18 protein-coding genes are annotated in these 21,925 nt (G+C 71.6%); 10 read left to right on the top strand and 8 right to left on the bottom strand.

Features of this window, described 5'->3' with window-relative positions:
- Positions 1-89: 89 nt before the first annotated feature.
- A complete protein-coding gene (locus OG917_RS14740; protein ID WP_328318057.1) occupies positions 90-737 on the bottom strand; it encodes a TetR family transcriptional regulator in 648 nt (215 codons plus the stop codon).
- 408 nt (positions 738-1,145) lie between these two features.
- On the opposite strand from OG917_RS14740, the gene OG917_RS14735 reads away from it, so the two are divergent.
- Positions 1,146-3,524, top strand: coding sequence for a serine/threonine-protein kinase (locus tag OG917_RS14735; RefSeq protein ID WP_328321887.1), 2,379 nt, complete (start codon positions 1,146-1,148; stop codon positions 3,522-3,524).
- Between the two features lie 221 nt (positions 3,525-3,745).
- Here the strand turns inward: OG917_RS14735 and OG917_RS14730 are convergent, their stop codons facing one another.
- Positions 3,746-4,468, bottom strand: coding sequence for a hypothetical protein (locus OG917_RS14730; protein ID WP_328318056.1), 723 nt, complete (start codon positions 4,466-4,468; stop codon positions 3,746-3,748).
- A 119-nt stretch (positions 4,469-4,587) separates the two neighbouring features.
- Here OG917_RS14730 and OG917_RS14725 point away from each other — a divergent pair, with 119 nt between their 5' ends.
- A complete protein-coding gene (locus OG917_RS14725; RefSeq protein ID WP_328318055.1) occupies positions 4,588-5,115 on the top strand; it encodes a hypothetical protein in 528 nt (175 codons plus the stop codon).
- A gap of 21 nt (positions 5,116-5,136) precedes the next feature.
- On the opposite strand, the gene OG917_RS14720 is transcribed toward OG917_RS14725, so the two are convergent.
- From OG917_RS14720 to OG917_RS14710, 3 genes are read right to left on the bottom strand one after another with little or no spacing between them, the layout of a single operon-like run.
- Positions 5,137-5,907 carry an enoyl-CoA hydratase/isomerase family protein gene (locus OG917_RS14720; protein ID WP_328318054.1) on the bottom strand — a complete coding sequence of 257 codons (771 nt, stop codon included), beginning with the start codon at positions 5,905-5,907 and terminating at the stop codon, positions 5,137-5,139.
- A complete protein-coding gene (locus tag OG917_RS14715; RefSeq protein WP_328318053.1) occupies positions 5,904-6,329 on the bottom strand; it encodes a Zn-ribbon domain-containing OB-fold protein in 426 nt (141 codons plus the stop codon). The genes OG917_RS14720 and OG917_RS14715 overlap by 4 nt, the downstream gene beginning before the upstream one ends.
- A 6-nt stretch (positions 6,330-6,335) precedes the next feature.
- Positions 6,336-7,511, bottom strand: coding sequence for a lipid-transfer protein (locus OG917_RS14710; protein ID WP_443058958.1), 1,176 nt, complete (start codon positions 7,509-7,511; stop codon positions 6,336-6,338).
- 70 nt (positions 7,512-7,581) lie between these two features.
- On the opposite strand from OG917_RS14710, the gene OG917_RS14705 reads away from it, so the two are divergent.
- The gene (locus OG917_RS14705; protein ID WP_328318052.1) at positions 7,582-9,222 is read left to right on the top strand and encodes a FadD3 family acyl-CoA ligase; all 1,641 of its coding nucleotides are present in this window, start codon (positions 7,582-7,584) and stop codon (positions 9,220-9,222) included.
- Between the two features lie 3 nt (positions 9,223-9,225).
- Here OG917_RS14705 and OG917_RS14700 read toward each other — a convergent pair whose 3' ends face one another.
- The 3 genes from OG917_RS14700 to OG917_RS14690 all read right to left on the bottom strand — a co-directional run bounded on the left by OG917_RS14700 (position 9,226) and on the right by OG917_RS14690 (position 13,092).
- Positions 9,226-9,414, bottom strand: coding sequence for a hypothetical protein (locus OG917_RS14700; protein ID WP_328318051.1), 189 nt, complete (start codon positions 9,412-9,414; stop codon positions 9,226-9,228).
- Positions 9,415-9,536: 122 nt separating this feature from the next.
- Complete coding sequence (locus OG917_RS14695; protein ID WP_328318050.1) at positions 9,537-9,692, bottom strand: hypothetical protein; 156 nt, start codon at positions 9,690-9,692, stop codon at positions 9,537-9,539.
- A gap of 430 nt (positions 9,693-10,122) precedes the next feature.
- Positions 10,123-13,092 (bottom strand): AfsR/SARP family transcriptional regulator, encoded by a 2,970-nt coding sequence (locus OG917_RS14690; RefSeq protein ID WP_328318049.1) that lies wholly within the window; start codon positions 13,090-13,092, stop codon positions 10,123-10,125.
- A 298-nt stretch (positions 13,093-13,390) separates the two neighbouring features.
- Between OG917_RS14690 and OG917_RS14685 the strand changes: the two genes are divergently transcribed.
- The 7 genes from OG917_RS14685 to OG917_RS14655 all read left to right on the top strand — a co-directional run bounded on the left by OG917_RS14685 (position 13,391) and on the right by OG917_RS14655 (position 21,904).
- Positions 13,391-14,608: an amidohydrolase family protein gene (locus OG917_RS14685; RefSeq protein ID WP_328318048.1), complete on the top strand. Its 1,218-nt coding sequence runs from the start codon at positions 13,391-13,393 to the stop codon at positions 14,606-14,608.
- A 52-nt stretch (positions 14,609-14,660) separates the two neighbouring features.
- Positions 14,661-15,608 (top strand): TIGR03619 family F420-dependent LLM class oxidoreductase, encoded by a 948-nt coding sequence (locus tag OG917_RS14680; protein ID WP_328318047.1) that lies wholly within the window; start codon positions 14,661-14,663, stop codon positions 15,606-15,608.
- A 10-nt stretch (positions 15,609-15,618) separates the two neighbouring features.
- Positions 15,619-16,401, top strand: a complete 783-nt coding sequence (locus tag OG917_RS14675; RefSeq protein ID WP_328318046.1) for an SDR family NAD(P)-dependent oxidoreductase — start codon at positions 15,619-15,621, stop codon at positions 16,399-16,401.
- A 163-nt stretch (positions 16,402-16,564) separates the two neighbouring features.
- A complete protein-coding gene (locus tag OG917_RS14670; protein WP_328318045.1) occupies positions 16,565-17,689 on the top strand; it encodes an LLM class flavin-dependent oxidoreductase in 1,125 nt (374 codons plus the stop codon).
- A 244-nt stretch (positions 17,690-17,933) separates the two neighbouring features.
- A complete protein-coding gene (locus tag OG917_RS14665) occupies positions 17,934-19,673 on the top strand; it encodes an N-acyl-D-amino-acid deacylase family protein (RefSeq protein ID WP_328318044.1) in 1,740 nt (579 codons plus the stop codon).
- The gene (locus OG917_RS14660; RefSeq protein WP_328318043.1) at positions 19,670-21,148 is read left to right on the top strand and encodes an aldehyde dehydrogenase family protein; all 1,479 of its coding nucleotides are present in this window, start codon (positions 19,670-19,672) and stop codon (positions 21,146-21,148) included. Before OG917_RS14665 ends, OG917_RS14660 begins: the two co-directional genes overlap by 4 nt.
- Before the next feature lie 438 nt (positions 21,149-21,586).
- Entirely contained in the window at positions 21,587-21,904 is a 318-nt protein-coding gene (locus OG917_RS14655; protein WP_328318042.1) for a hypothetical protein, read from the top strand.
- The last annotated feature ends 21 nt before the right edge of the window (positions 21,905-21,925 follow it).

Genomic DNA, 21,925 nt, shown 5'->3' with positions numbered 1-21,925 from the left:
TGCCCCGTGCTGTGGGTACACGGACGGCGGACCACCTCGGTGGTCCGCCGTCTGCGCGACAGGACGAAGGACGTGGTGGCGCCCCGTGGTTACTTTGTCGGCTTCTTGCCGGTGATGCCCAGGTGGACCAAGAGCGCCAGGTTCGGGCGGAGTTCCGCCTGTTTCACGCCCCAGGTCTGGAAGCCCTTCTGGTGGGCGGCGACAGCGGCGAGCATGGCGACCAGGGAGCCTGCCATCGCGGCGGGGCTGACGTCCTTGTCGACCCGGCCCTTGGCCTGGAGCTCCTTGACCGCTTCGGTCAGGGAGTTGGTGACGGAGTTCAGGATCTTCATGCGGATCTTGTAGAACCGCTTGTCACCCTCGGCCGCGCCGAGGTCGACCACGCGGAGGATCGCGTCGTGGCGGCGCCAGAAGTCGAGGAATCCCTCGACGAGTTCTTCGGCCGTCTGCCACCCGGCTTTTCCGGTCCAGGAGCGGCCGGAGACCAACTGGGTGAGCCCCGCCCCCTCCTTGGCCATTTCCTCGGCGATTTCGAGGACGGCGCCCTCGACGTCGGGGAAGTACTGGTAGAAGGTCGCGGGCGAAGTCCCCGCCTTCCGGGCCACGTCGATGACCTTGACGTCCCGGTACGGCGAGGAGCTGAGCATCTCGCTGAGGCAGTCGAGCAGCTTCTGCCGCGTCGCCTGACCTCGTCGACCGGCCACGCGGCCGTCGACGGTGCGTACTTGTCCTGTCATGCCGTCAGCTTACCGAGGGGTGATCGGAGCGCGATTCGGCTGACTGCAAATGGGGTTCGGGCTGGTAAGGGGGCGGTGTGCGGGCGGGGAAGTCATATTGTTATCAACAGGCTGTGGATAACTTCCGTGGACAACTTCCGTCATCGAATGTGACGGGCGTCACTTCTGGCGAGGCTTCACCGTACAAGCGGCGGGGCCGCCCCTCCGGCCCACGGGCGGCGCTGTGGGGCGCCATGTCCGGATCGCGGTGAGACACCCCGATCCGCCCCCGGGTTCGCAACGAGCACGTCAGCCAGGAACAATCGGGGTGCGCACCGCCGGGTGGTGCCCAGTGGTGAGACGCTGAACGCAGCTGTATGTCGCGGTCCCCCTTCCCCGGGGCCCGTACGGGGAGGTGGGAGGCGCGTGGTGGAGCAGCTGACGCAGCACGATCCGAGGCGGATCGGCCCGTTCGAGGTGCTCGGGCGGCTCGGGGCAGGCGGTATGGGGCTGGTCTATCTCGCCCGCTCGGCGTCGGGCAGACGCGTGGCGATCAAGACCGTGCGGACCGAGCTCGCCGAGGACCAGCTGTTCCGTGTCCGCTTCTCCCGCGAGGTCGAGGCCGCCCGCGCCGTCAGCGGCTTCTACACGGCCGCCGTGGTCGATGCCGACGCACGGGCCGCCGTGCCCTGGCTGGCCACCGCGTATGTCCCCGCACCCTCTCTCGAAGAAATAGTGAATGAGTGCGGGCCGATGCCGGCCCAGGCGGTGCGCTGGCTGGCCGCCGGGATCGCCGAGGCTCTCCAGTCGATCCACGGGGCGGGGCTGGTCCACCGGGACCTCAAGCCGTCCAATGTGCTGGTGGTCGAGGACGGGCCGCGCGTCATCGACTTCGGTATCGCGTCCGGCGTCTCCAACACCCGCCTGACCATGACGAACGTCGCGGTGGGCACCCCCGCTTACATGTCACCCGAACAGGCCAAGGACTCCCGGAACGTGAAGGGCGCGAGCGACGTGTTCTCGCTCGGCTCGACGCTGGTGTTCGCGGCCACCGGCCATGCGCCCTTCCACGGGGCGAACCCGGTCGAGACGGTCTTCATGCTGCTCCGCGAGGGCCCCAATCTGACGGGCCTGCCCGATGAACTGCGCCCGCTGATCGAGGCGTGCATGCAGCAGGAGTTCACGCGGCGGCCCAGCCCGGAGGATCTGCAGGCGCAGCTGGCGCCCCACCTCTTCGCGTCGGGCGGGGACGACAGCGGCACCGCGTCCGCCTGGCTGCCGGCCCGCGCCACCGCGATGATCGAGACCCGGCGCGGCGGCCGTCCGCCCGCGGTGCCGAGGCCCGCGAACCCCTCGCCGCCGCCGAGACCCGCGTACGAACCGCCGCAGCCGCCCCAGCAGCCCCGGCCGCAGCCGCAGCCGCAGCCGCAGCAGTCAGCCGTGGGCCGGCAGCCACAGCCGCAACAGCCGCACCGGACCGACTGGCGAGAAGGGTCCGTACGACTGCCCGGTGCCCAGGTGCCGATCGGCCCCGGACCACGCGTCTCCGAGGCCCGCGCCCATGCCGCCGCGCCCGCCGGGCCCGCGACCGGCTGGGTGCGCCCCCCGACGGGCCGGCACAGCGCCGAGGCGCCGCCCGCCACGGCGGCACCGCCCGCGCCCCGGGCCCCCGAGGAGGCCACCCGCTGGCGGCCCTGGCGCTTCCGTATGTCGAACGACGTCTGGGGGACCCCGGCCGTCGACGGCGACTTGCTGTACGTCACCTCCTTCGAGGTGCACGCCCTCGACGTGGGCAGCGGCCGGCGCCAGTTCAAGACCAAGGACGTGGCGTGGGCGATGGACGTCTCGGGCGGCCGGATCCACGCGTCCGACGGGCCGACGCTGTACGCGCTGGACGGCACCGACGGCACCGACCGGTGGCGCCTCTCGACCGACGCCTGGGTCTACTCGCTCCGGGCCGAGCGCGGCACGGTCGTCACGGGCACGCGGGGCGGCGGCGTCCAGGCGTGGGAGGCGGCCAGCGGCGAGAAGCTGTGGGAGCTGAGCGGTGCCCAGACGGACTTCGAGACACCGGAGTCCGGGCCCGCGATCCACGGGGACACGGTGTACGTCTGGAAGGACGGACGCCTCCTGGCGCTCGACCCCCGCACCGGCGCCGAGCGCTGGTCCTACCCGGTGGGGGACGCCGCCGCGTGCGGGGGAGTACCCGTCCGGGTGACGTCCGCCGACGACGGCTGTGTGTACATCGCGGCCGGAACGCGCGTCCTGTCGGTCGACCGCTCGTCCGGCCTGGTCCGCTGGCACTTCGAGGCCCCGGCGGTCTTCCTCTCCGCCCCGGCCTTCGCCCCCGGGCCCGCGGTGGCCGGAGGCGGCGTCTATCTCGCCGACTACCTCGGCACGGTGTACGCCATCGACGCCACGACCGGCAAGGACCGCTGGCGGATCGCCACGGAGTCCCGGCAGTCCCTCCATCCGCTGCTGATCGCGCAGGGCAACGTCCATGTGGGCAGCGGAAGCGCGCTCTACACGCTGGACGCGGTGACCGGCACCCCCAAGTGGCGGTTCGCGGCGGGCGGCGAGGTGGTCGGCGCGCCGGTGGTGGCGGACGGCCGGATCCACTTCGGCTCGGCCGACCACTGCCTGTACACCCTGGACGCGGTCGGCGGACAGCTCCGCTGGAAGCTGGCCACGGGCGGCGAGATCACCGGGTCCCCGGTGGTCCGCGGCGGTGTGGTGTACGCGTGCAGCAAGGACCGCTGTGTCTACGCGCTGGACGCGGCCAAGGGAACGGGGACGGGCCGGACCTGAGGGCTGTCCCGTAATCCCCGGCGGGCGCACGACGACAGCTACGGCGCCTCGCCGCGTTGTCGGAACGCCCGAATACATCCAGTATGCGAGCGCCCCCTCCGCCTTGCGATGCACCGCATCTGACGCCCCGCGCTGATCCACCAGGGATTACGGGACAGCCCTTAGGGCCTGTCCGGCGGATCAGCCGTCGCAGGTCACTCGCCGGGGGTCACCCGCCGCGGTCACTCGCCGGGCGGACGTGCCCGGGTGGCCCCGCCCGCCGTCCCGCCCGGTTCCTCGGGGTCCGTCAGCTCCGCGGGCAGGTCGGCCGATGAGAACGACAGCGTGTCGTGTTCGGCCCCCGGTTCGTACGGCCGGGCCGGCGGCGGCGCTCCCGCTCCGGACCCGGCGGCATCGTGGGGCGCGGGCGCGTCGTGCGCCGCCACGTCATGAGGCGCGTGGCGGGGGGCGGGGCCCGGCTCGTACGGCGGCGCGGCGGCGTAGGCGCCCGTACCCCCCGGCGCGGTCCCGGCCTCCGGCGCAGCCGCCCGCACCCGCCGCCCGGCCATCAGTCCCGCTCCCAGCAGCATCAGCACCCCGCCCACCAGCGCGTCCCCGACACCGAGGCCCAGCCCGCGACCTCCGGAGCTGATCGCGAGGCTGTGCTCGGCGATGCCGACGCGGACCATCCACAGCACGGTGAAGGCGAGGGTGATCAGGCCCGCCACCGTGACCAGCAGGCGGGAGCGGAGCAGGATGCCGATCACGACGAGGAGTGCCGAGAAGGCGAACGGGATCAGGATGGAGCCTCCCGCGTCGCCGGGCCTGCCCGTCGTGACGCCGTTGAACAGGTCCTGGATGCGGTACTCGGTGCCGTGGCGGCCGTCGTACCAGTTACGGAAGGGGCTGTATACGGCGGCCGCCGCTCCGACGAGAGCGACGAGGGAGCCAAGGACATTGCGCATCATCATCGGTCTCCTCCGACAGATCTCCACTCCGACGCTACGCCGGGGTCACGACAGCTGCCACCACAGCGCGGCGCCTGCTGTTAACGTGTCCGCCGAACGGGGGAGATGACATGATCATGCGACGTTTGCGATTCGGTGCCGTCCTGGTGGGGGTGGTCCTCGCGCTGACGGGCTTCTCGCGCCACAGCAGCCACAGCCACAGTTCCGGCGGCGGCTGCTCCAGCAGCAAGAGTCACAGCAGGTCCACCACGCACCACGACTACGACGACGACAGCTACGGCTCGTCGAGCGGGTACACCACGGGTTCGACGACGGGTTCCTCCAGCCGTTCCACCACGGGATCCACCGGTGGCACCAGAAGCCGTACGCCCGACCCCACGGCCACCGGCACCGTGGTGCGCTGTGCGAAGAAGGGCGACCCGGTGGCGACCGTACGGGTGTCGGCCACGGCGCCGAGCGGGCGGCACAGCTACCGCGTCCGTATGAGCTTCCTGGACGCGGACGGCTCCGTCACCGACACGGGCGACGCGGTCGTGCAGGTGACCGGCAATGCCAGTGTGACGGCAAGGGTGCCGATGTCGGTCCCTTCGGAGGCGGTCTCGGTCACCAAGTGCCGCATCGACTCGGTGACGTACGCCTACTGATTCCGGCGGCCTCCGGCTCCGCTATCGCACCCGGAAACCGCCCTTCCTGGCACCGAACAGCGCCGACTGCCGGTCCGGCGGCAGATTGCCGAGTGCCACCAGATGGGGGGCCTGCGCCAGTGCCTGCGCGCGGGCCCCTTCCTTCGCGGCCCACACCGCCCGCACCGTCCCCTGCACGGCCTCCGTCGGATACGAGGCGATCGTCTCGGCGCAGCCGACCGCGGCAGCCAGCTCATCGCCCGCGGGTGTCACCTCGCTGACCAGCCCGGTCTCGTACGCCCGCCGGGCCGAGACCCGCTCGGCCGTCCCCATCAGCGCCATCCGGGCGACCTCGCCGAACGGCATCCGCTGGGCCAGGTAGATGGTCTCGTAGGCGCTGACCATGCCGTACGTCGTGTGCGGGTCGAAGAAGGTCGCGTCATCGGCCGCGATCACGAACTCCGCCTCGCCCAGCAGGTAGAACGCGCCGCCGCAGGCCATCCCGCGCACCGCCGCGACCACCGGCTTCCAGAGGTCGTTGGCCTTGGGGCCGATCGCGATGAGCGGATCGTCGACGGAGTACGGGGACGGTGGCTGCGGCACCTCCGCAGAGCGGTCGATGCCGGTGCAGAAGGCGCGCGTCCCCGCTCCGGTGACGACGACCGCGCGGACCGAGGTGTCGAAGCGGAAGTCCCGCCAGACAGCGCCGAGTTCACCCGCGGTCGCCAGATCGACCGCGTTGAGCCGCTCGGGACGGTCGAGGGTGACGACCGCGACGCCCGTGCGCCGGTTCCGTTCGACGCGCAGGCTCACGGCCGCTCCAGCAGCCAGCGCGGCACGGTCGTCCCGCCGGACTCGGTGAAGGCGACCTGCACCCGGGCGCCGATGCGCAGCCGCTCCTGGGCCACCGAGTTCAGCGGGGCGTCCGGCTCCGCGACCACATTGCCCACCAGACGGATGTGCGGGGCGTCCGCCAGCTCCACCACGACCGCGTTGTACGGGGCCTGGGCCGCGTAGTCCGGCAGCAGGGGCGGGTGGGGGAAGACGAACGACCAGATGCGCCCCCGCCCGGACATCCGCCGCCACTCGCTGTCGAAGGACTGGCACCGGGGGCAGCAGGGGCGCGGCGGGAAGCGCAGCCGGGAGCAGGCGGTGCAGGACTGGACGCGGAGTTCGTGCCTGGCGGCGTACTCCCAGAAGGGCGCGCCGTCGTCATCGGTGACCGGCTGGAGCATCTGGTCTCAACTCCTCAGCAGAATCGCGGATGTGGGGACGCCCTCGCCTGCCGTGACGAGGCAGGTGCCGGCGTCGGGCACCTGGGCGGTGGAGCTGCCGCGCAGCTGTTTGACCCCTTCGGTGATCAGGTTGAAGCCGTGCACGTACGCCTCGCTGAGCCCGCCGCCGCCGGTGTTGACCGGCAGCCTGCCGCCGATCTCCAGCGCACCGCCCTCGGTGAAGGCCGCGCCCTCGCCGCGCCCGCAGAAGCCGTACCCCTCAAGAGAGAGCGGGACGAGCGGGGTGAAGGCGTCGTAGATCTGCGCCACGTCGACGTCGTCGGGGCCGAAGTCCGCGTGCTTCCAGAGGTGCCGGGCGGCGGTCCAGGCGGGGCCGGTCAGCGGGTCGTCGTTCCAGTAGTTGACCATGCCGTGGTGCTGGGCGGGCAGGCCCTGGGCGGCGGCGTGGACGTACACGGGCTTGCGGCGGCAGTCCCGGGCGCGGTCGGCGGAGACGACGACGCAGGCCAGCGCCCCGTCGGTCTCCAGGCAGTTGTCGAAGAGGCAGAGCGGGTCGCTGATCCACCGCGAGGTCATATACATGTCCCGGGTCAGCGGGCGCTCGTACATGATCGCGGCCGGGTTCTGGTTGGCGCGGTTGCGGCAGGCGAGGGCGACGTTGAAGAGGTGGTCGCGGGTGGCGCCGTACTCGTGCATGTACCGGCGGGCGAGCATGCCGATCTCGTCGGCGGGCCTCAGCAGGCCGAAGGGGCGGGTCCACTGGGCCGGGGTCGGGAGCTGGACGGCCGTGTTCTTCCAGGGGCGCGGGCCGCTGCCGCGCTTGCGCGAGCGCCAGGCGACCCCGACGGTGGCCTGTCCGGTCGCCACGGCGGACGCGAGGTGGGCGACGGTCGCGCAGGAACCCCCGCCGCCGTAGCCGGTCTTCGCGAAGAAGGTCACGTCCCCGGCGCCGATGGCCTTGGCGACCTCGACCTCGTCGGTCTCCTCCATCGTGTACGAGGAGAACGCGTCCACCTCGGACGGCGCGATGCCGGCGTCGTCGAGCGCGGCGAGGATCGCCCGGCAGGCCAGCGTCTTCTCGGATTCGGGGAGTTGCCTGGCGAATGCGGTCTGGCCGATCCCGACTATCGCCGTTGCGTCTTTGAGCGTCGCCACTGCCATCGCCACCTCCGGGGACGTCATGACTGCTGACAGCGGGGAAGGCTACAGCTAATCTGACGGATAGTCAGCTAACTGGTCTGGGAGGCATACGATGCGCGGGGACGTGGAGTGGGGCAGTGTTCCGGCGCTGGTACGGTCCGCTGCCGAACGGTACGGCGCGCGGGAGGCGGTCGTCGACGGCCGTACCCGTATCTCCTACGCGGAGTTGGGCGAACGGGTCGAGCGGGCCGCCGCCGCCTGCATCGCCTCCGGGGTGCAGGCCGGAGACCGGGTCGCGGTCTGGGCACCGAACACCACCGACTGGATCGTCTCCGCCCTGGGCGCGGTGACGGCGGGCGCGGTCCTGGTGCCGCTGAACACCCGCTTCAAGGGCGCCGAAGCCGCGTACGTGCTGGAACGCAGCCGCGCCAGGCTGCTCTTCGTGACCGGAACCTTCCTCGGCACCTCGTACGTGGCGTCGCTGCGACGCGCGACCGCCGCGGGGAGCGGATCCGGTCCGCTCCCCGCGCTTCCGCAGCTGGAGCAGGTGGTGGTCCTGTCGGACGACGCCCCGGAGTCCTTCCGCAGCTGGAAGGAGTTCCTCGCGGGCGGCGAGCACATCACCGGGGCGGCGGTGCGGGCGCGCGCGGACGCGGTCGACGGCTCCTCGCCATCGGACATCATCTTCACCTCGGGCACGACGGGCCGCCCCAAGGGCGCGGTCATCACCCATGCGCAGACCCTGCGCTGCTACGGCATCTGGTGCGAGCTGGCCGGGCTGCGGGAGGGCGACCGCTACTTGATCGTGAACCCCTTCTTCCACACCTTCGGCTACAAGGCGGGCATCATCGCCTGTCTGATGCGGGGCGCCACGATGGTGCCGCAGCCGGTCTTCAACGTGGACACCGTGCTCGCCAACGTGGCCGCCGAACGCATCTCGGTGCTGCCGGGGCCGCCCACCCTCCACCAGTCGCTCCTCGACCACCCGGCCAGGGACCAGCACGACCTCAGCGCGTTGCGGCTGGTGGTGACGGGTGCCGCGGTCGTCCCGCTCCGGCTGGTCGAGCGGCTGCGCTCGGAGCTGCGCATCGCGACGGTGATCACGGCGTACGGCCTCTCCGAGGCGAGCGGCATCGTCACGATGTGCCGCAGGGGCGACGACGCCGGGGTCATCGCCTCCACGTCGGGCCGTGCGATCCCGGACACCGAGGTACGGGTGTCGGCGGCGCCCGGCGAGCCGGGGGAGGTGCTGGTACGCGGCTTCAACGTCATGCGTGAGTACTTCGAGGCCCCGGAGGCGACGGCCGAGGCGTTCACCCCGGACGGGTGGCTGCGCACCGGTGACGTGGGCGTCCTGGACGCGGCGGGCAATCTGCGGATCACCGACCGGATCAAGGACATGTTCATCGTCGGCGGCTTCAACGCGTACCCGGCGGAGATAGAGCAACTGCTCGGCCTGCACCCGGATGTCGCGGATGTGGCGGTCGTCGGTGTGCCGGACGGCCGCCTGGGCGAGGTCGGCAGGGCGTATGCGGTACGGCGGCCGGGTGCGACGCTGACGGCGGACGAGCTGATCGCGTGGTCACGCCGCGAGATGGCCAACTACAAGGTCCCGCGCGAGGTGGAGTTCGTACCGGAGCTGCCGCGGAACGCGAGCGGGAAGGTGGTCAAGGGGGCGCTGCGGGGGCCGGGGCAGGGGGCCCGGCCTCGCGTGCCGCGCCCCCCGGGCAGGACGGCTCCGCCGCCCCGCTGACCGTCACCTCGCCCGGTACTCCGCCGGGGCGGCGGTGATGTGACCGTTGTCCGGGCCCACAGTGGTGTCGGCATGGAGGCTCGCGGCGCCGGTGGCCGTCGCGTGGACGTCGGCCAGGGCCGGCGCGGCGGACGCCGCAGCGGCGGCGACGACCAGGGCGGCGGTGGCGAACAGCTTCTTCGTCAGTGTCATGGCAGCTCTTTCCTTACGGGTGGGTGCGGACATGCGGCAGCGGCCGTGGTGGCTCCCCCTCCGGGCCACCACGGCCACTGTTTTCCCCCGGTTCCCCCGTGCCCCGTCGTGAAGGTCTCAGATCACACGGGCTTGTCGGTGATGTGCGCGTTGGCCGGCGATATCGCGGTCGGCTTGTCGGTGATGTGCGCGTTTGCGGGCTTCGCCACCGTAGGCTTGTCCGTGATGTGCGCGTTGTCCGGGTCGACAGCGGTTTCGCTCTTCGGCTCTGCGGTCATGGTCGTCAACTCCCCTGTTCGTGAAGGTCTGTGATGCTGAAGTCCGTCCGGCTGCTCCCCCGAGCGCTGCCGGACGGACGTTCCGCAGGCCGCTCACCTTAGACCGGCCGGCAATCGCCGGACGATCCAATTGGCCGGTGCGGGGCCCCTCCTGACGACCGCCTGCCCCCCGACGCGACGGTTCGTCGTGGAATGAGAATGTCGGGTCGCGATAAACAAACGATGAACGCCCCCTGCGCCGGGGGGAACCGGCTCGGTGCGGCGCGGTTCCGGAGCCCGGACCCGCTCGCTCCGGGGCCGGGCGCGGCCGGGATCGCGCCGCCCGGACCGGCGCGGCCGCGACGCCCCGCCCCGGCGGAGGGGTGATGCGCGGACCCCGGTCATGAGGTGACGACCGGGCCACCGGGTGCACGGGCCCGGCGCGCCCGTGTCAGGCCGCTGTCACCGGCGTCAGCAGCTCGCGTACCCCGTCCGCCTCCGGCGACTTGAGCTCCTCGTAGATGGCCAGCGCCTCCAGCCAGCAGACCCGCGCACGGCCGGACTGCCCTATGCCGGTCAGCGCGCGGCCCAGCACGGTCAGCACATTGCCGCGCCGCCACTCGCCGCCGATGCCGCGCAGGACGGTCAGCGCCATCTCCGCCCCCGCCGCGGCCTGGGCGCTGCGGTCCGCCGCGATGTCGACCTCGGCCAGCCGGAAGAGCGCCATCCCCTCCCACAGCCGCTGCCGGCTGTCCCGGAACACCTCCAGGGCCTCGGTCAGCCGTTCGGCGGCGGCGTCGAGCTGTCCGTCCTCGGTCAGCGCGAGCCCCAGCGCGTAGCGGCCGTTGGCCCCCTTGAGAGCGTGGCCCATGCGGTCGTACATCTCGGTGCCCTGGCGGGAGAGCGCCACCGCGTCGGTGACGTCCCCTGCGACGAGGTGCAGCCGCGAAAGATTGCACAGCGCGCTCGCCTCGCCCGCCATGTCCTCGCAGGCGCGGAAGCCCTGAAGGGCCCGGGTGAGATGTTCCGTCGCGGTGTCGAAGTGGCCCTGGTAGAAAGCCATGATGCCGAGGAGGTTGGCCGCCCAGCACGCGGACAGCCGGTCGCCGGTCCGCTCGGCGAGCCGGTCCGCCTCCTGCGCCTCCTGGCCGGCCTGGTCGAAGCGGCCCGCGACGTGGTGCACATAGGTCAGGGCGATGGCCGCCCGCCCCTCGGCGCGCGCGTCCCGCCCGGTCCTGGCGGCGTCCCGCAGCGTCGCCGCCGCGCTGCTGTACTCCTTCGAGTTCGCCCCCGACTCCGCGAGGTCCAGCGCCGCCCACAGCAGGTCCACCGCACGCCGCAGGGTGCCGGAGCCGGTGGCCGACTGTCGGACGCAGGCCAGCAGGGACATGGCCTCCGCGTACAGCCAGTCCTGGGCGTCGTGCCGGTCGGTGAAGGACAGCCCCTCGTACGTCGTCGGCTCCAGGTGATCGACCAGCCGGTCGCCCGGCCGCTCGATCGCGTACACCCGGGCCGCCGTCGCCAGATAGAAGTCGAGCAGCCGGGAGAGCGCCAGCTCCTGCTCGACGGGCGGCTGTTCGTCGCGCTCGGCGCAGGAACGCGCGTAGAGCCTGACCAGGTCGTGGTAGCGGTACCTGCCCGGCGCGGCCGATTCGAGGAGCGAGGTGTCGACGAGCGATTCCAGCAGGTCCTCCGCCTCCCGGGCGGGCATGTTCAGTACGGCGGCGGCGGCGGCCAGCGAGAGGTCCGGGCCCTCCGCCAGGCCGAGCAGCCGGAACGCCCGGGCCTGCTGGGGCTCCAGCTGCCCGTACCCCAGCTCGAACGTGGCCTTCACCGCCAGGTCGCCCGCCTGGAGCTCGTCCAGGCGGCGGCGCTCGTCGGCGAGCTTCGCCGCCAGCACCGAGACCGTCCAGGTGCGGCGGGCCGCCAGCCGGGAGGCCGCGATACGGATGGCCAGCGGCAGGAAGCCGCAGGCCGCCACCACGTCGAGGGAGGCCTGGCGTTCGCCGCCGACCCGCTCCGCGCCGACGATCTTGGTGAAGAGCTGGAGCGCCTCCTCGGGCGACATCACATCGAGGTCCACCAGATGCGCGCCCGCCAGATCGACCAGCCGGGCGCGGCTGGTGACCAGCGCGGCCGATCCGGCCGTGCCGGGCAGCAGCGGGCGTACCTGGGCGGCGTCGCGGGCGTTGTCGAGCAGGACCAGCACCCGGCGCCCGTCGAGCGCGGTGCGGTAGAGCGCGGCCCGCTCGTCGAGGGAGTCCGGAATGGCCGAGTCCGCAGTGCCGAGCGCGCGCAGGAACGCGCCGAGCACGGTCTCGGGTTCCGCCGCCCGCGACCCCGCCCCCTGGAGGTCCACGTACAGCTGTCCGTCGGGGAAGTGCGGCCGGGCCGCGTGCGCCACGTGCACGGCGAGCGTCGTCTTGCCCACACCGCCGATGCCCGCCAGAGCCGACACGGCCATCACCGATCCCTCCGCGGTGACCAGCCGGTCGCCCAGCTCCCGTACGAAGGCGGCCCGGCCGGTGAAGTCCGGCACGGTTGCGGGGAGCTGGGCCGGGTGCACGGCCGTCGGCGCGGGCGGCGCCGCCTCCTCGGCCGGCCTGGCGAGCTCCGCGTCCGCCTGCAGGATGCGCTGCTGGAGCCTGGCCAGCTCGGGCCGGGGGTCCACCCCCAGCTCGTCGGCGAGCAGCCTGCGGGTGTCGGCGTACACGGCGAGCGCCTCGGCCTGCCGTCCGCTGCGGTAGAGCGCCAGCATCAGCAGTTCGCGCAGCCGCTCCCGCAGCGGGTGCGCCGCGGTCAGCGAGGTCAGCTCGGAGACCGCCTCCGCGTGGCAGCCGACCTCCAGGTCCATGTCGAGCCGCGACTCGGTCAGCTGCAACCGCCACTCCTCCAGCGCGGCCCGCTGGGTCTCGGCGTACGGGCCCGGCACGTTCGCCAGGGGCTCGCCGTCCCACAGTTCCAGCGCCTGGTCGATCAGGGCGCGCGCCGTGGCGCGGTCGCCCGTACCGGCGGCCTTCTCGGCGTTCGCGGCCAGTTGCTGTGCCCGGTGGAGGTCGACGGCCTCGGCCCGGGTCCGGATCGCGTAGCCGCCCGACTCGCTGACCAGGACGCCGGGGTCCAGGACCTTGCGCAGCCTGGAGGCGTACGTCCGTACCGCTGCCAGCGCCTGCGATGGCGGGTCGTCGCCCCAGATCGCGTCGATCAGTTCGCCCGCGGTCGCGGTGCGGCCGTCCCTGGTCAGGAGGGCGGCGAGGAGGGCGCGCTGCTGCGGTGAACCAGGGGGCAGCGCCTCTCCGTCGCGCCAGGCGCGCACGGGTCCGAGCACGCTGAACGTGAGCCCGCCGAACGTGAGCCCGCCGTCCGGGCCCTGCTGCGGAGTCCGCTGCTCCGGTACGCGCGGCCCGCTGTCACGGTCCATAGCTGCCTCTGCCTCCTGCCCGTGCCTGCTGCCGTGCCCCTGCTGCCGCGGACGGCGACCGGTCGTCGTCCGCCCGCTGCGGGGGCCCTTGCATGATGCCCGCCCGGGTGGCGCGCCTCGTGCAAGGGCCCCTGTCGCACTGGCCAGTTTGCCTTGTTCATGGCGAGTACGTCAGCTCTGGGGGGCCCTCTCCACAAGCTCTTCGCCAACCGGCGCGCCGGAGCGTTGCCGCATCTTTCCGCAGGGAGGGCCGTACCGCTAGCTGACGGTTCGTCAGATCGGCGCTACGGTGGAGAACATGGAGACTTTCCCGAAGATCATCTCGGTGGACGACCACACCGTGGAACCTCCCCATGTCTGGCAGGACCGGCTCCCGTCCAAGTACCGGGACATCGGTCCGCGCATCGTCCGCGCCCCCCTCAAGTCCATGTCCTTCCTGGGCGGCAAGTTCGCCCCGGTCATGGGGGCCAAGGGCGACGACGGGCCGATCGGTGACTGGTGGGTGTACGAGGACCTGCACCGGCCGCTGACCCGCCTGGACACGGCGGTCGGATACGACAGGGACGACATCAAGCTCGAAGTCATCACCTACGAACAGATGCGGCCGGGGTCCTTCTCGGTGCCCGACCGCCTCGCCGACATGGACGTCAACCACGTCCAGTCCGCGCTCTGCTTCCCGACCTTCCCGAGGTTCTGCGGGCAGACCTTCACCGAGGCGTCCGACCGCGAGCTGGGGCTGCTCGGCGTCCGCGCGTACAACGACTGGATGGTGGAGGAATGGTGCGGTCCGCAAGCGCGCGGCCGCCTCATCCCGCTGCCGATCGTCCCGCTGTGGGACGCGCGGCTCGCGGCGGCCGAGGTCCGGCGCAATGCCGCCCGCGGGGTACGCGCTGTCGCGTTCTCGGAGATCCCCCCGCACCTGGGGCTGCCGTCCATCCACAGCGACGAGTGGGACCCGTTCCTCGCCGCCTGTGACGAGACGGGCACGGTGATCGGGATGCACATCGGCTCGTCGTCGAAGATGCCGTCCACCTCGGCCGACGCCCCTCCGGCGGTCGGGTCCACGATCACCTTCGCCAACTGCTGCTACTCGATGGTGGACTGGCTGATGAGCGGCAAGTTCGAGCGCTTCCCGAACCTGAGGATCATGTACGCGGAGGGCCAGATCGGCTGGATCCCCTACATCCTGGAGCGCGCCGACGTGGTCTGGGAGGAGAACCGCGGCTGGGGCGGGGTGGCCGACAAGGTCCACCGGCCGCCGTCCGAACTCTTCACCGAGCACGTCTACGGATGCTTCTTCGACGACGCCTTCGGACTGAAGAACCTCGACTCGATCGGGGTGGGCAACGTGCTGTACGAGACGGACTACCCGCACTCGGACTCCACCTGGCCCAAGTCGCGCGAGGTCGGCGAGGCGCAGATGGGGCATCTGGCTCCGGATGTGGTGGACCGCATCGTGCGCGGCAACGCGATCGAGCTGCTCGGCCTGACCGAGGACGGCCTCTGGGCGGGGTGACCCTGCCGCCCGGTGAGCACCGCAGACACCCACACACGAGGGGTACGTACCCATGGCACGGGTCTTTCCCGAAGGGCAGCTCGTCTACGGGATGCAGCTGCCCATCCAGTCCCAGAGCACCCTCTACGCGGAGGCGTGGGAAGCCGCCGCCACCCCGCACGACCTGGCGGAGATCGCCCGCACCGCCGACCGCACCGGCTTCGCGTACATCGCCGTCTGCGACCACGTGGCCATCCCGCGGCGGCTCGCCGGGGCGATGGGCACCGTCTGGTACGACCCGGTCGCCGCGCTCGGCTTCCTGGCCGGGATCACCGAGCGGGTACGGCTGATGAGCCATGTCGCCGTCCTCGGGCTCCGGCACCCGCTGCTGACAGCCAAGCAGTACGCGACCCTGGACCATCTCAGCGGCGGCCGGCTGATCCTCGGGGCCGGGGCCGGTCACGTGCCGGAGGAGTTCGACGCTGTCGGGGCCGACTTCCCGGGGCGCGGAGCTGTACTGAACGAGTCCATCGACGCGCTGCGGGCCGCCCTCGGCCCCGACGAGTACCCCGAACACCACGGTGAGCTCTACGACTTCGCCGGCCTCGCCCAGCTTCCCCGGCCCGCGCAGCGCCAGGTGCCCATCTGGGTCGGCGGGTCGTCACCGGCCGCCGTGCGGCGGGCCGCCGAACGGGCCGACGGCTGGCTGCCGCAGGGCGATCCGCGTGACCGGCTGCCCGGACAGATCGCCCGGGTGCGGGCGCTCAGGGAGGCGGCCGGGGTGACGGATCCGATCGAGATCGGCGCCATCACCGAGCCGCTGTACGTGGGAGAGCCCGGCCGGCCGGTCGGCCGCCGCACCCTGACCGGCAAGCCGGACGCCATCGCCGAGTCGCTGCGCGCCTACGCGGCCATGGGCGTCGACCAGATCCAGGTGCGGTTCCGCAGCAGGAGCCGCACCGAACTCACCGACCAGATGGCGGCGTTCGCCGCCGGCGTTGCTCCGCACCTCAACCAGTAGGGAGAGCGGTATGGGCAAGCTCGACGGGCGGGTCGTCGTCATCACCGGCGCGGCGCGCGGACAGGGCGAGCAGGAGGCGCGGCTCTTCGTCGCCGAAGGGGCGAAGGTCCTGCTCGGCGACGTACTGGACGAGCAGGGCTCGGCGCTCGCCGAGGAGCTGGGGGAGTCCGCCGCCTATGTGCGGCTCGACGTGACCCGGGAGGCCGACTGGAGCGCCGCCGTCGAGGTCGCCAGGGAGACCTTCGGCAGGATCGACGGCCTGGTCAACAACGCGGGGATCCTGCGCTTCAACGAGCTGGTGACCACTCCGCTGGAGGAGTTCCAGCAGGTCGTGCAGGTGAACCAGGTCGGTGCCTTCCTCGGGATCCGCACGGTCGCCCCGGAGATCGAGGCGGCGGGCGGCGGGACCATCGTCAACACCGCGTCGTACACCGCGCTGACCGGTATGGCGTTCGTCGGCTCGTACGCGGCGACCAAGGCGGCGATCGTCGGGCTGACGCGGGTGGCCGCGATGGAGCTGGCCGCGAAGGGCATCCGGGTCAACGCGATGTGCCCCGGGGCCATCGACACCCCCATGAGCAACCCGGCCCAGCTGGACCCGGACGCCGACCCCGCGGAGTCGTCCGCGGCCCTGGACGAGCTCTACCGCAAGCTCGTGCCGCTGGGGCGGGTGGGCAGGCCCGAGGAGGTCGCCAGGCTGGCGCTCTTCCTGTCGGGCGATGACTCCTCGTACATCACGGGACAGCCGTTCGTCATCGACGGCGGCTGGCTGGCCGGCGTGAGCATCTTCTGAGCCCCCGCCATCGGCCCGGCCGCGCAGCACAGGGCCGACTCCACGAAGGAGCTGACTGCCTGTCAGCTATTGACGCTCCCAGTGTGCGGTGCCACAGTCGACCTCACCACGATCTGACGGTGTGTCAGGTAGTCGGTCAGAGACCTAGGGACGGTGAACCCCTTTGGAATTCGGGCTCTTTGTACAGGGATACGTACCGAAGCAGCGCGCCCAGGCCGATCCCGGGGCCGAGCACAAGGCGCTGATGGAGGAGACCGAGTACGTCATCCAGGCGGACAAGTCCCACTTCAAGTACGCCTGGGCCTCCGAGCACCACTTCCTGGAGGAGTACTCGCACCTCTCCGCCAACGACGTGTTCCTCGGGTACCTCGCACACGCGACGGACCGCATCCACCTCGGATCCGGCATCTTCAACCCGCTGGCGCCCGTCAACCACCCCGTGAAGGTCGCCGAGAAGGTGGCCATGATGGACCACCTCTCCGAGGGCCGCTTCGAGTTCGGCTCGGGCCGCGGTGCGGGCAGCCACGAGATTCTCGGGTTCATGCCGGGCATCACCGACATGAACCACACCAAGGAGATCTGGGAAGAGACGATCGGCGAATTCCCGAAGATGTGGCTCCAGGACGAGTACGTCGGGTTCCAGGGGAAGCACTGGTCGCTGCCGCCGCGCAAGATCCTTCCCAAGCCGTACGGGAAGGCGCACCCGGCCATGTGGTACGCCGCCGGGTCCCCAGCCTCGTACGCCATGGCCGGCAAGAAGGGTCTCGGGGTGCTCGGGTTCAGCGTCCAGAAGGTCTCGGACATGGAGTGGGTCGTCGAGTCCTACAAGAACGCGGTGAAGGAGGCCGAGCCGATCGGCGCCTTCGTCAACGACAACGTCATGGTGACCTCGACCGCGATCTGTGCCGAGACCCACGAGAAGGCGGTGGAGATCGCGGTCGGCGGGGGGCTCAACTACCTCCAGTCGCTGCTCTTCCGCTACCACGACACCTTCCCCAGGCCGGAAGGCATCCCCGAGTGGCCCGAGCTCCTTCCCGAGTACAGCAAGGAGATCATCGAGCTGCTCATCGCCGAGGAGCTGATGATCTGCGGTGACCCGGGCGAGGTGCTCCAGCAGTGCAAGCGGTGGGAGCAGGCGGGGGCGGACCAGCTGTCGTTCGGCCTGCCGATCGGGATCTCCTCCGAGGACACCCTCAACACCATCAAGCTCATCGGCGAGCACGTCATCCCGCAGATCGACACGGACCCGGTCCACCGGACGACCCGCTTCAGGCAGGCCGGCGAGTAGGCCCGGCCCGGGCCGTCGACAGGAGCGGACGGCAGCTCCATCCCGGACGGCTGCCGTCCGGTTCCGGCCGGCGGATACGGGGGAGCGGCCTTCCCGTACCCGCCGGCCGGAGCCATGCGCCGGGCCGCACACCAGGGACTGCGGCCCGGCCGGCCCACCGAAGCCTGCGGCCCGGCCGGCACGCCGCTGCCTTCCCGCACCGCAGCCCGCCACACCGAAGAATGCAGAGAAGGGACCAGACCACATGCTCGACCACCTCATCCGCGGAGCGACCGTCGTGGACGGCACCGGTGCCCCCTCCTACGTCGCGGACCTGGGCATCCGGGAAGGCCGCATCGCCGTCATCGCGGAGCCCGGCACCGTCACCGAGCCCGCCGCGACCACCGAGGACGCGACCGGGCTCGTGCTGGCCCCCGGCTTCGTCGACCCGCACACCCACTACGACGCCCAGCTCTTCTGGGACCCCTACGCGACCCCGTCCATGAACCACGGAGTCACCACCGTCGCGGGTGGCAACTGCGGCTTCACCCTCGCCCCGCTCAACCCGGACCGCCCCGACGACGCGGACTACACCCGCCGGATGATGTCCAAGGTCGAGGGCATGTCGCTGGTCGCGCTCGAAGAAGGCGCGCCCTGGAACTGGTCGACGTTCGCGGAGTACCTGGACGCCCTGGAGGGCCGTACCGCGGTCAACGCCGGCTTCATGGTGGGGCACTGCGCCCTGCGCAGGCACGTCATGGGGCCCGACGCGATCGGGGGGCAGCCGACCGGCGAGCAGCTCGACGCGATGCTGCGGATCTTCCACGAGGCGATGGACGCCGGCGCCTGGGGGTTCTCCACCACCCAGTCCTCCACCCACTCCGACGGCGACGGCGCACCGGTCGCGTCCCGGCACGCGGCCCCCGCCGAACTGCTCGCTCTCTCCAAGGCGGTGGGCGAACACGAGGGCACCCAGATCGAGGCGATCGTCGCCGGCTGCCTCGACCAGTTCAGTGACGAGGAGGTCGACCTCTTCGTCGCGATGAGCGCGGCAGCGGGCCGCCCGCTCAACTGGAACGTCCTGACCATCGACGCCGCCGTGCCCGAGCGCGTACCGCGCCAGCTCAGCGCCAGCGACCGGGCACGCAAGGAAGGCGGCCGGATCGTCGCCCTCACCATGCCGATCCTCACCCCCATGAACATGTCGCTCGGCACCTTCTGCGCGCTCAACCTGATACCCGGCTGGGGCGATGTCCTGGCTCTGCCCGTGCCCCGGCGGATCGCCGAGCTGCGCGACGACGCGGTCCGTACGGAGATGCTGCGGCGCGCGAACAGCAAGGAGGCGGGCGTGTTCCGGCGGCTCGTCAACTTCGGCAGGTACGTCATCGGTGACACCTACTCCGAGGCCAACGCGGGGCTCAGCGGCCGGGTCGTGCAGGACATAGCGGCCGAGCGGGGGCAGGACCCGTTCCACTGCCTGGTGGAGATCTGCGCCAACGACGGCCTGCGCACCGTGCTCTGGCCGATGCCCACGGACAACGACCCGGACTCCTGGGAGCTGCGGCGCAGGACCTGGGAGCACGAGGACGTGATGCTCGGCGGCTCCGACGCGGGCGCGCACCTGGACCGGATGTGCGGCGCCCCGTACACGACACGCTTCATCGGCGACTGTCTGCGCGGGCGCAGGCTGGTCGGCCTCGAAGCAGCGGTGAAGATGCTCACCGACGACCCCGCCCGGCTCTTCGGGCTGCGGGAGCGCGGCCGGATCGAGGAGGGCTTCCACGCCGATCTGGTGCTGTTCGACCCGGAGCGCATCGCGGCGGGCCCGGCGACACTCGTGCACGACCTGCCGGGTGACAGCCCCCGCCTCGACTCACGGGCGATCGGCATCGTCTCGGTACGGGTCAACGGCGTCGAGACGATCAGGGACGACGAGATCACCGGTGCCGTGCCGGGCACCGTGCTGCGGTCGGGCCGCGACACCAGGACGGTGGCGACCCGTTGAGCGCGGGCCAGGGGCGAGCCCGCGGCGAGCAGGGCCTCTTCATCGACGGCGAGTGGGTGGCCCCGGACGGCGGCCACTACGACGTGGTCAACCCGGCCACCGAGGAGAGCGTGGGTCCCGCGCCCGAGGCGAGCCGCGAGCAGGTGTACGCGGCGGCTGCCGCAGCCCGTGCGGCCTTCCCCGGCTGGTCGCGTACCGCGCCCGGGGAGCGGGCCGCGATCCTCGACCGGGCCGCGGCCCTCATGCAGCGGGAATTCCTGCCGTACGCGGAGCTGGCTCAGGCGGAGAGCGGCGCCACCACCGGTACGGCGCGCGGGATGCAGGTCGGCGTGGGGGTGGCCCGCTTCCGGCGGTACGCGAAAGGCGCCCTGGAGCCGGTCGAGCAGGGCCTTCCGCCACAGATCAACGAAGCCGGGCCGATGGGGAAGGCCGGCATCTTCGGCGCGATCGCCGCCCGCAGGCCCGTCGGGGTCGTCACCTGCATCACCTCGTACAACAACCCCTGGGCCAACCCGGCGGGCAAGGTCGCACCCGCGCTCGCCATGGGCAACACGGTGGTCGTCAAACCGGCCCCGCAGGATCCGCTCTCCGTCTACCGCATGGCGGAGGCCCTGGCCGCCGCGGGAGTGCCGCGCGGGGTGGTCAACGTGGTGAGCGGCACGGGTACGGAGGCGGGCGAGGCGGCTGTCGACTCCCCGGACGTCGACATGGTCAGCTTCACCGGCTCCACGGTGGTCGGCCGGCGTATCGCCGAGGTCTGCGGCCGGGGCATGAAGCGGCAGCTGATGGAGCTGGGCGGCAAGGGGGCGGCGCTGGTCTTCGACGATGCCGACCTGGATTCGGCGGTGTCCGGGATCGGCACGACCTTCTCCTTCTACAGCGGCCAGATCTGCACGGCCCCCACCCGGGTGCTCGCCCAGCGCGGCATCCACGACCGCCTGGTGGAACAACTGGCCGCCTGTGCGGCCCGGTTGAAGGTCGGCGATCCAAGGGAGCGGGGCACGGTGGTCGGCCCGGTGATCTCGGCGGCCCACCGGGACCGGATCGAGTCGTACGTCGACCTCGGCCGGAAGGAGGGCGCGACGGTCGTGGCGGGCGGCGAACGGCCAACGTTCGAGCGGGGTTTCTACACCGCGCCTACGCTGCTCGCGGGGTGCACCAACGACATGCGGGTCGTCCGCGAGGAGATCTTCGGCCCGGTCGTCGTGGTCGTCCCCTTCGACGACGAGGACGAGGGCATCGCCCTGGCCAACGACAGCGATTACGGCCTGCTCGACTACGTGTGGTCCGAAGACGTCGCACGCGCCTTCCGCGTGGCGGGGCAGCTCCGGGCGGGCGGGGTGGGAGTGAACACCATCGGCCGCAACATGGAGGCGCCGTTCGGAGGCTTCAAGCAGAGCGGCGTGGGCCGCGACGTCGGCTCGTACGCCCTGCACGCCTACAGCGAGCTGCAGTCGATCGTCTGGCCGGGCTGATCGGGGGCCGGGCACCCAGCCGAAGCGCGACCGGACGACGGTATCCGGAACAGGACCGCGCCGTCCCGCTGGTACACCGGCGGGACGGCGGTTCCATCCCTTGCCGACGAAGGCGGACACCCCCTTCGAGCGAGCGGTACCGATCAGCATCGAGACGAATCCGCGTGCATCCCCCGGCGTGCGCCGTCGGCGACAACCGCACCGACGACGAACGCAATCCGGGCTCGCCCATGGCCAGGACAGACGCCCCCACCGGAAGCCGCAGAGCGGCGGTGTCCGGAACAACGGGTGGTCTCCTCGATCAGCAGCCGCCCCGGCGTACGGCCGATGACCCCCGAGTTGACGAAGGGGACTTGCCGGTGCGTTCCAGCACGGAACCGATCGCCCCCAGACCTTAGGGTTCAGAGAAGGAACGTCCCACGGGGAGGGGGGAACAGCATGACCGGCGCAAAACCGAAGGTGGACAACCCGTACCGGGCCCGACTGGTCGCCTTGAAGCATGAGTTGACTCTTGAGGTCGACGATCTCAAGAAGCTGCTCAAAAAGCCCGCAGCCGATGTCGGCGGCAAGCACGCGCCCTCTTGGGTCGGCAAGAATGCCCGGAAGTGGCATGCGGACGTCGAAGGTCACCGCACCCATCTGCAGAAGCTCGTCAGCGAGCTCGTCCCCGCAGTTCAGGCCGAGATCGACAGGGCTCCCGAAAAGGTGAGCCCTGAAGAGGCCAAGATGATGCGTATGGACCTGCAGGACTACTGAGAAGGTGCGGAGGGGGATCGA

The sequence above is a fragment of the Streptomyces sp. NBC_00388 genome (assembly GCF_036061255.1).
Classification (GTDB): Bacteria; Actinomycetota; Actinomycetes; order Streptomycetales; family Streptomycetaceae; genus Streptomyces.
Note: the sequence above shows the minus strand (reverse complement) of the source record. Positions and strands in the feature narration are given on the sequence as shown.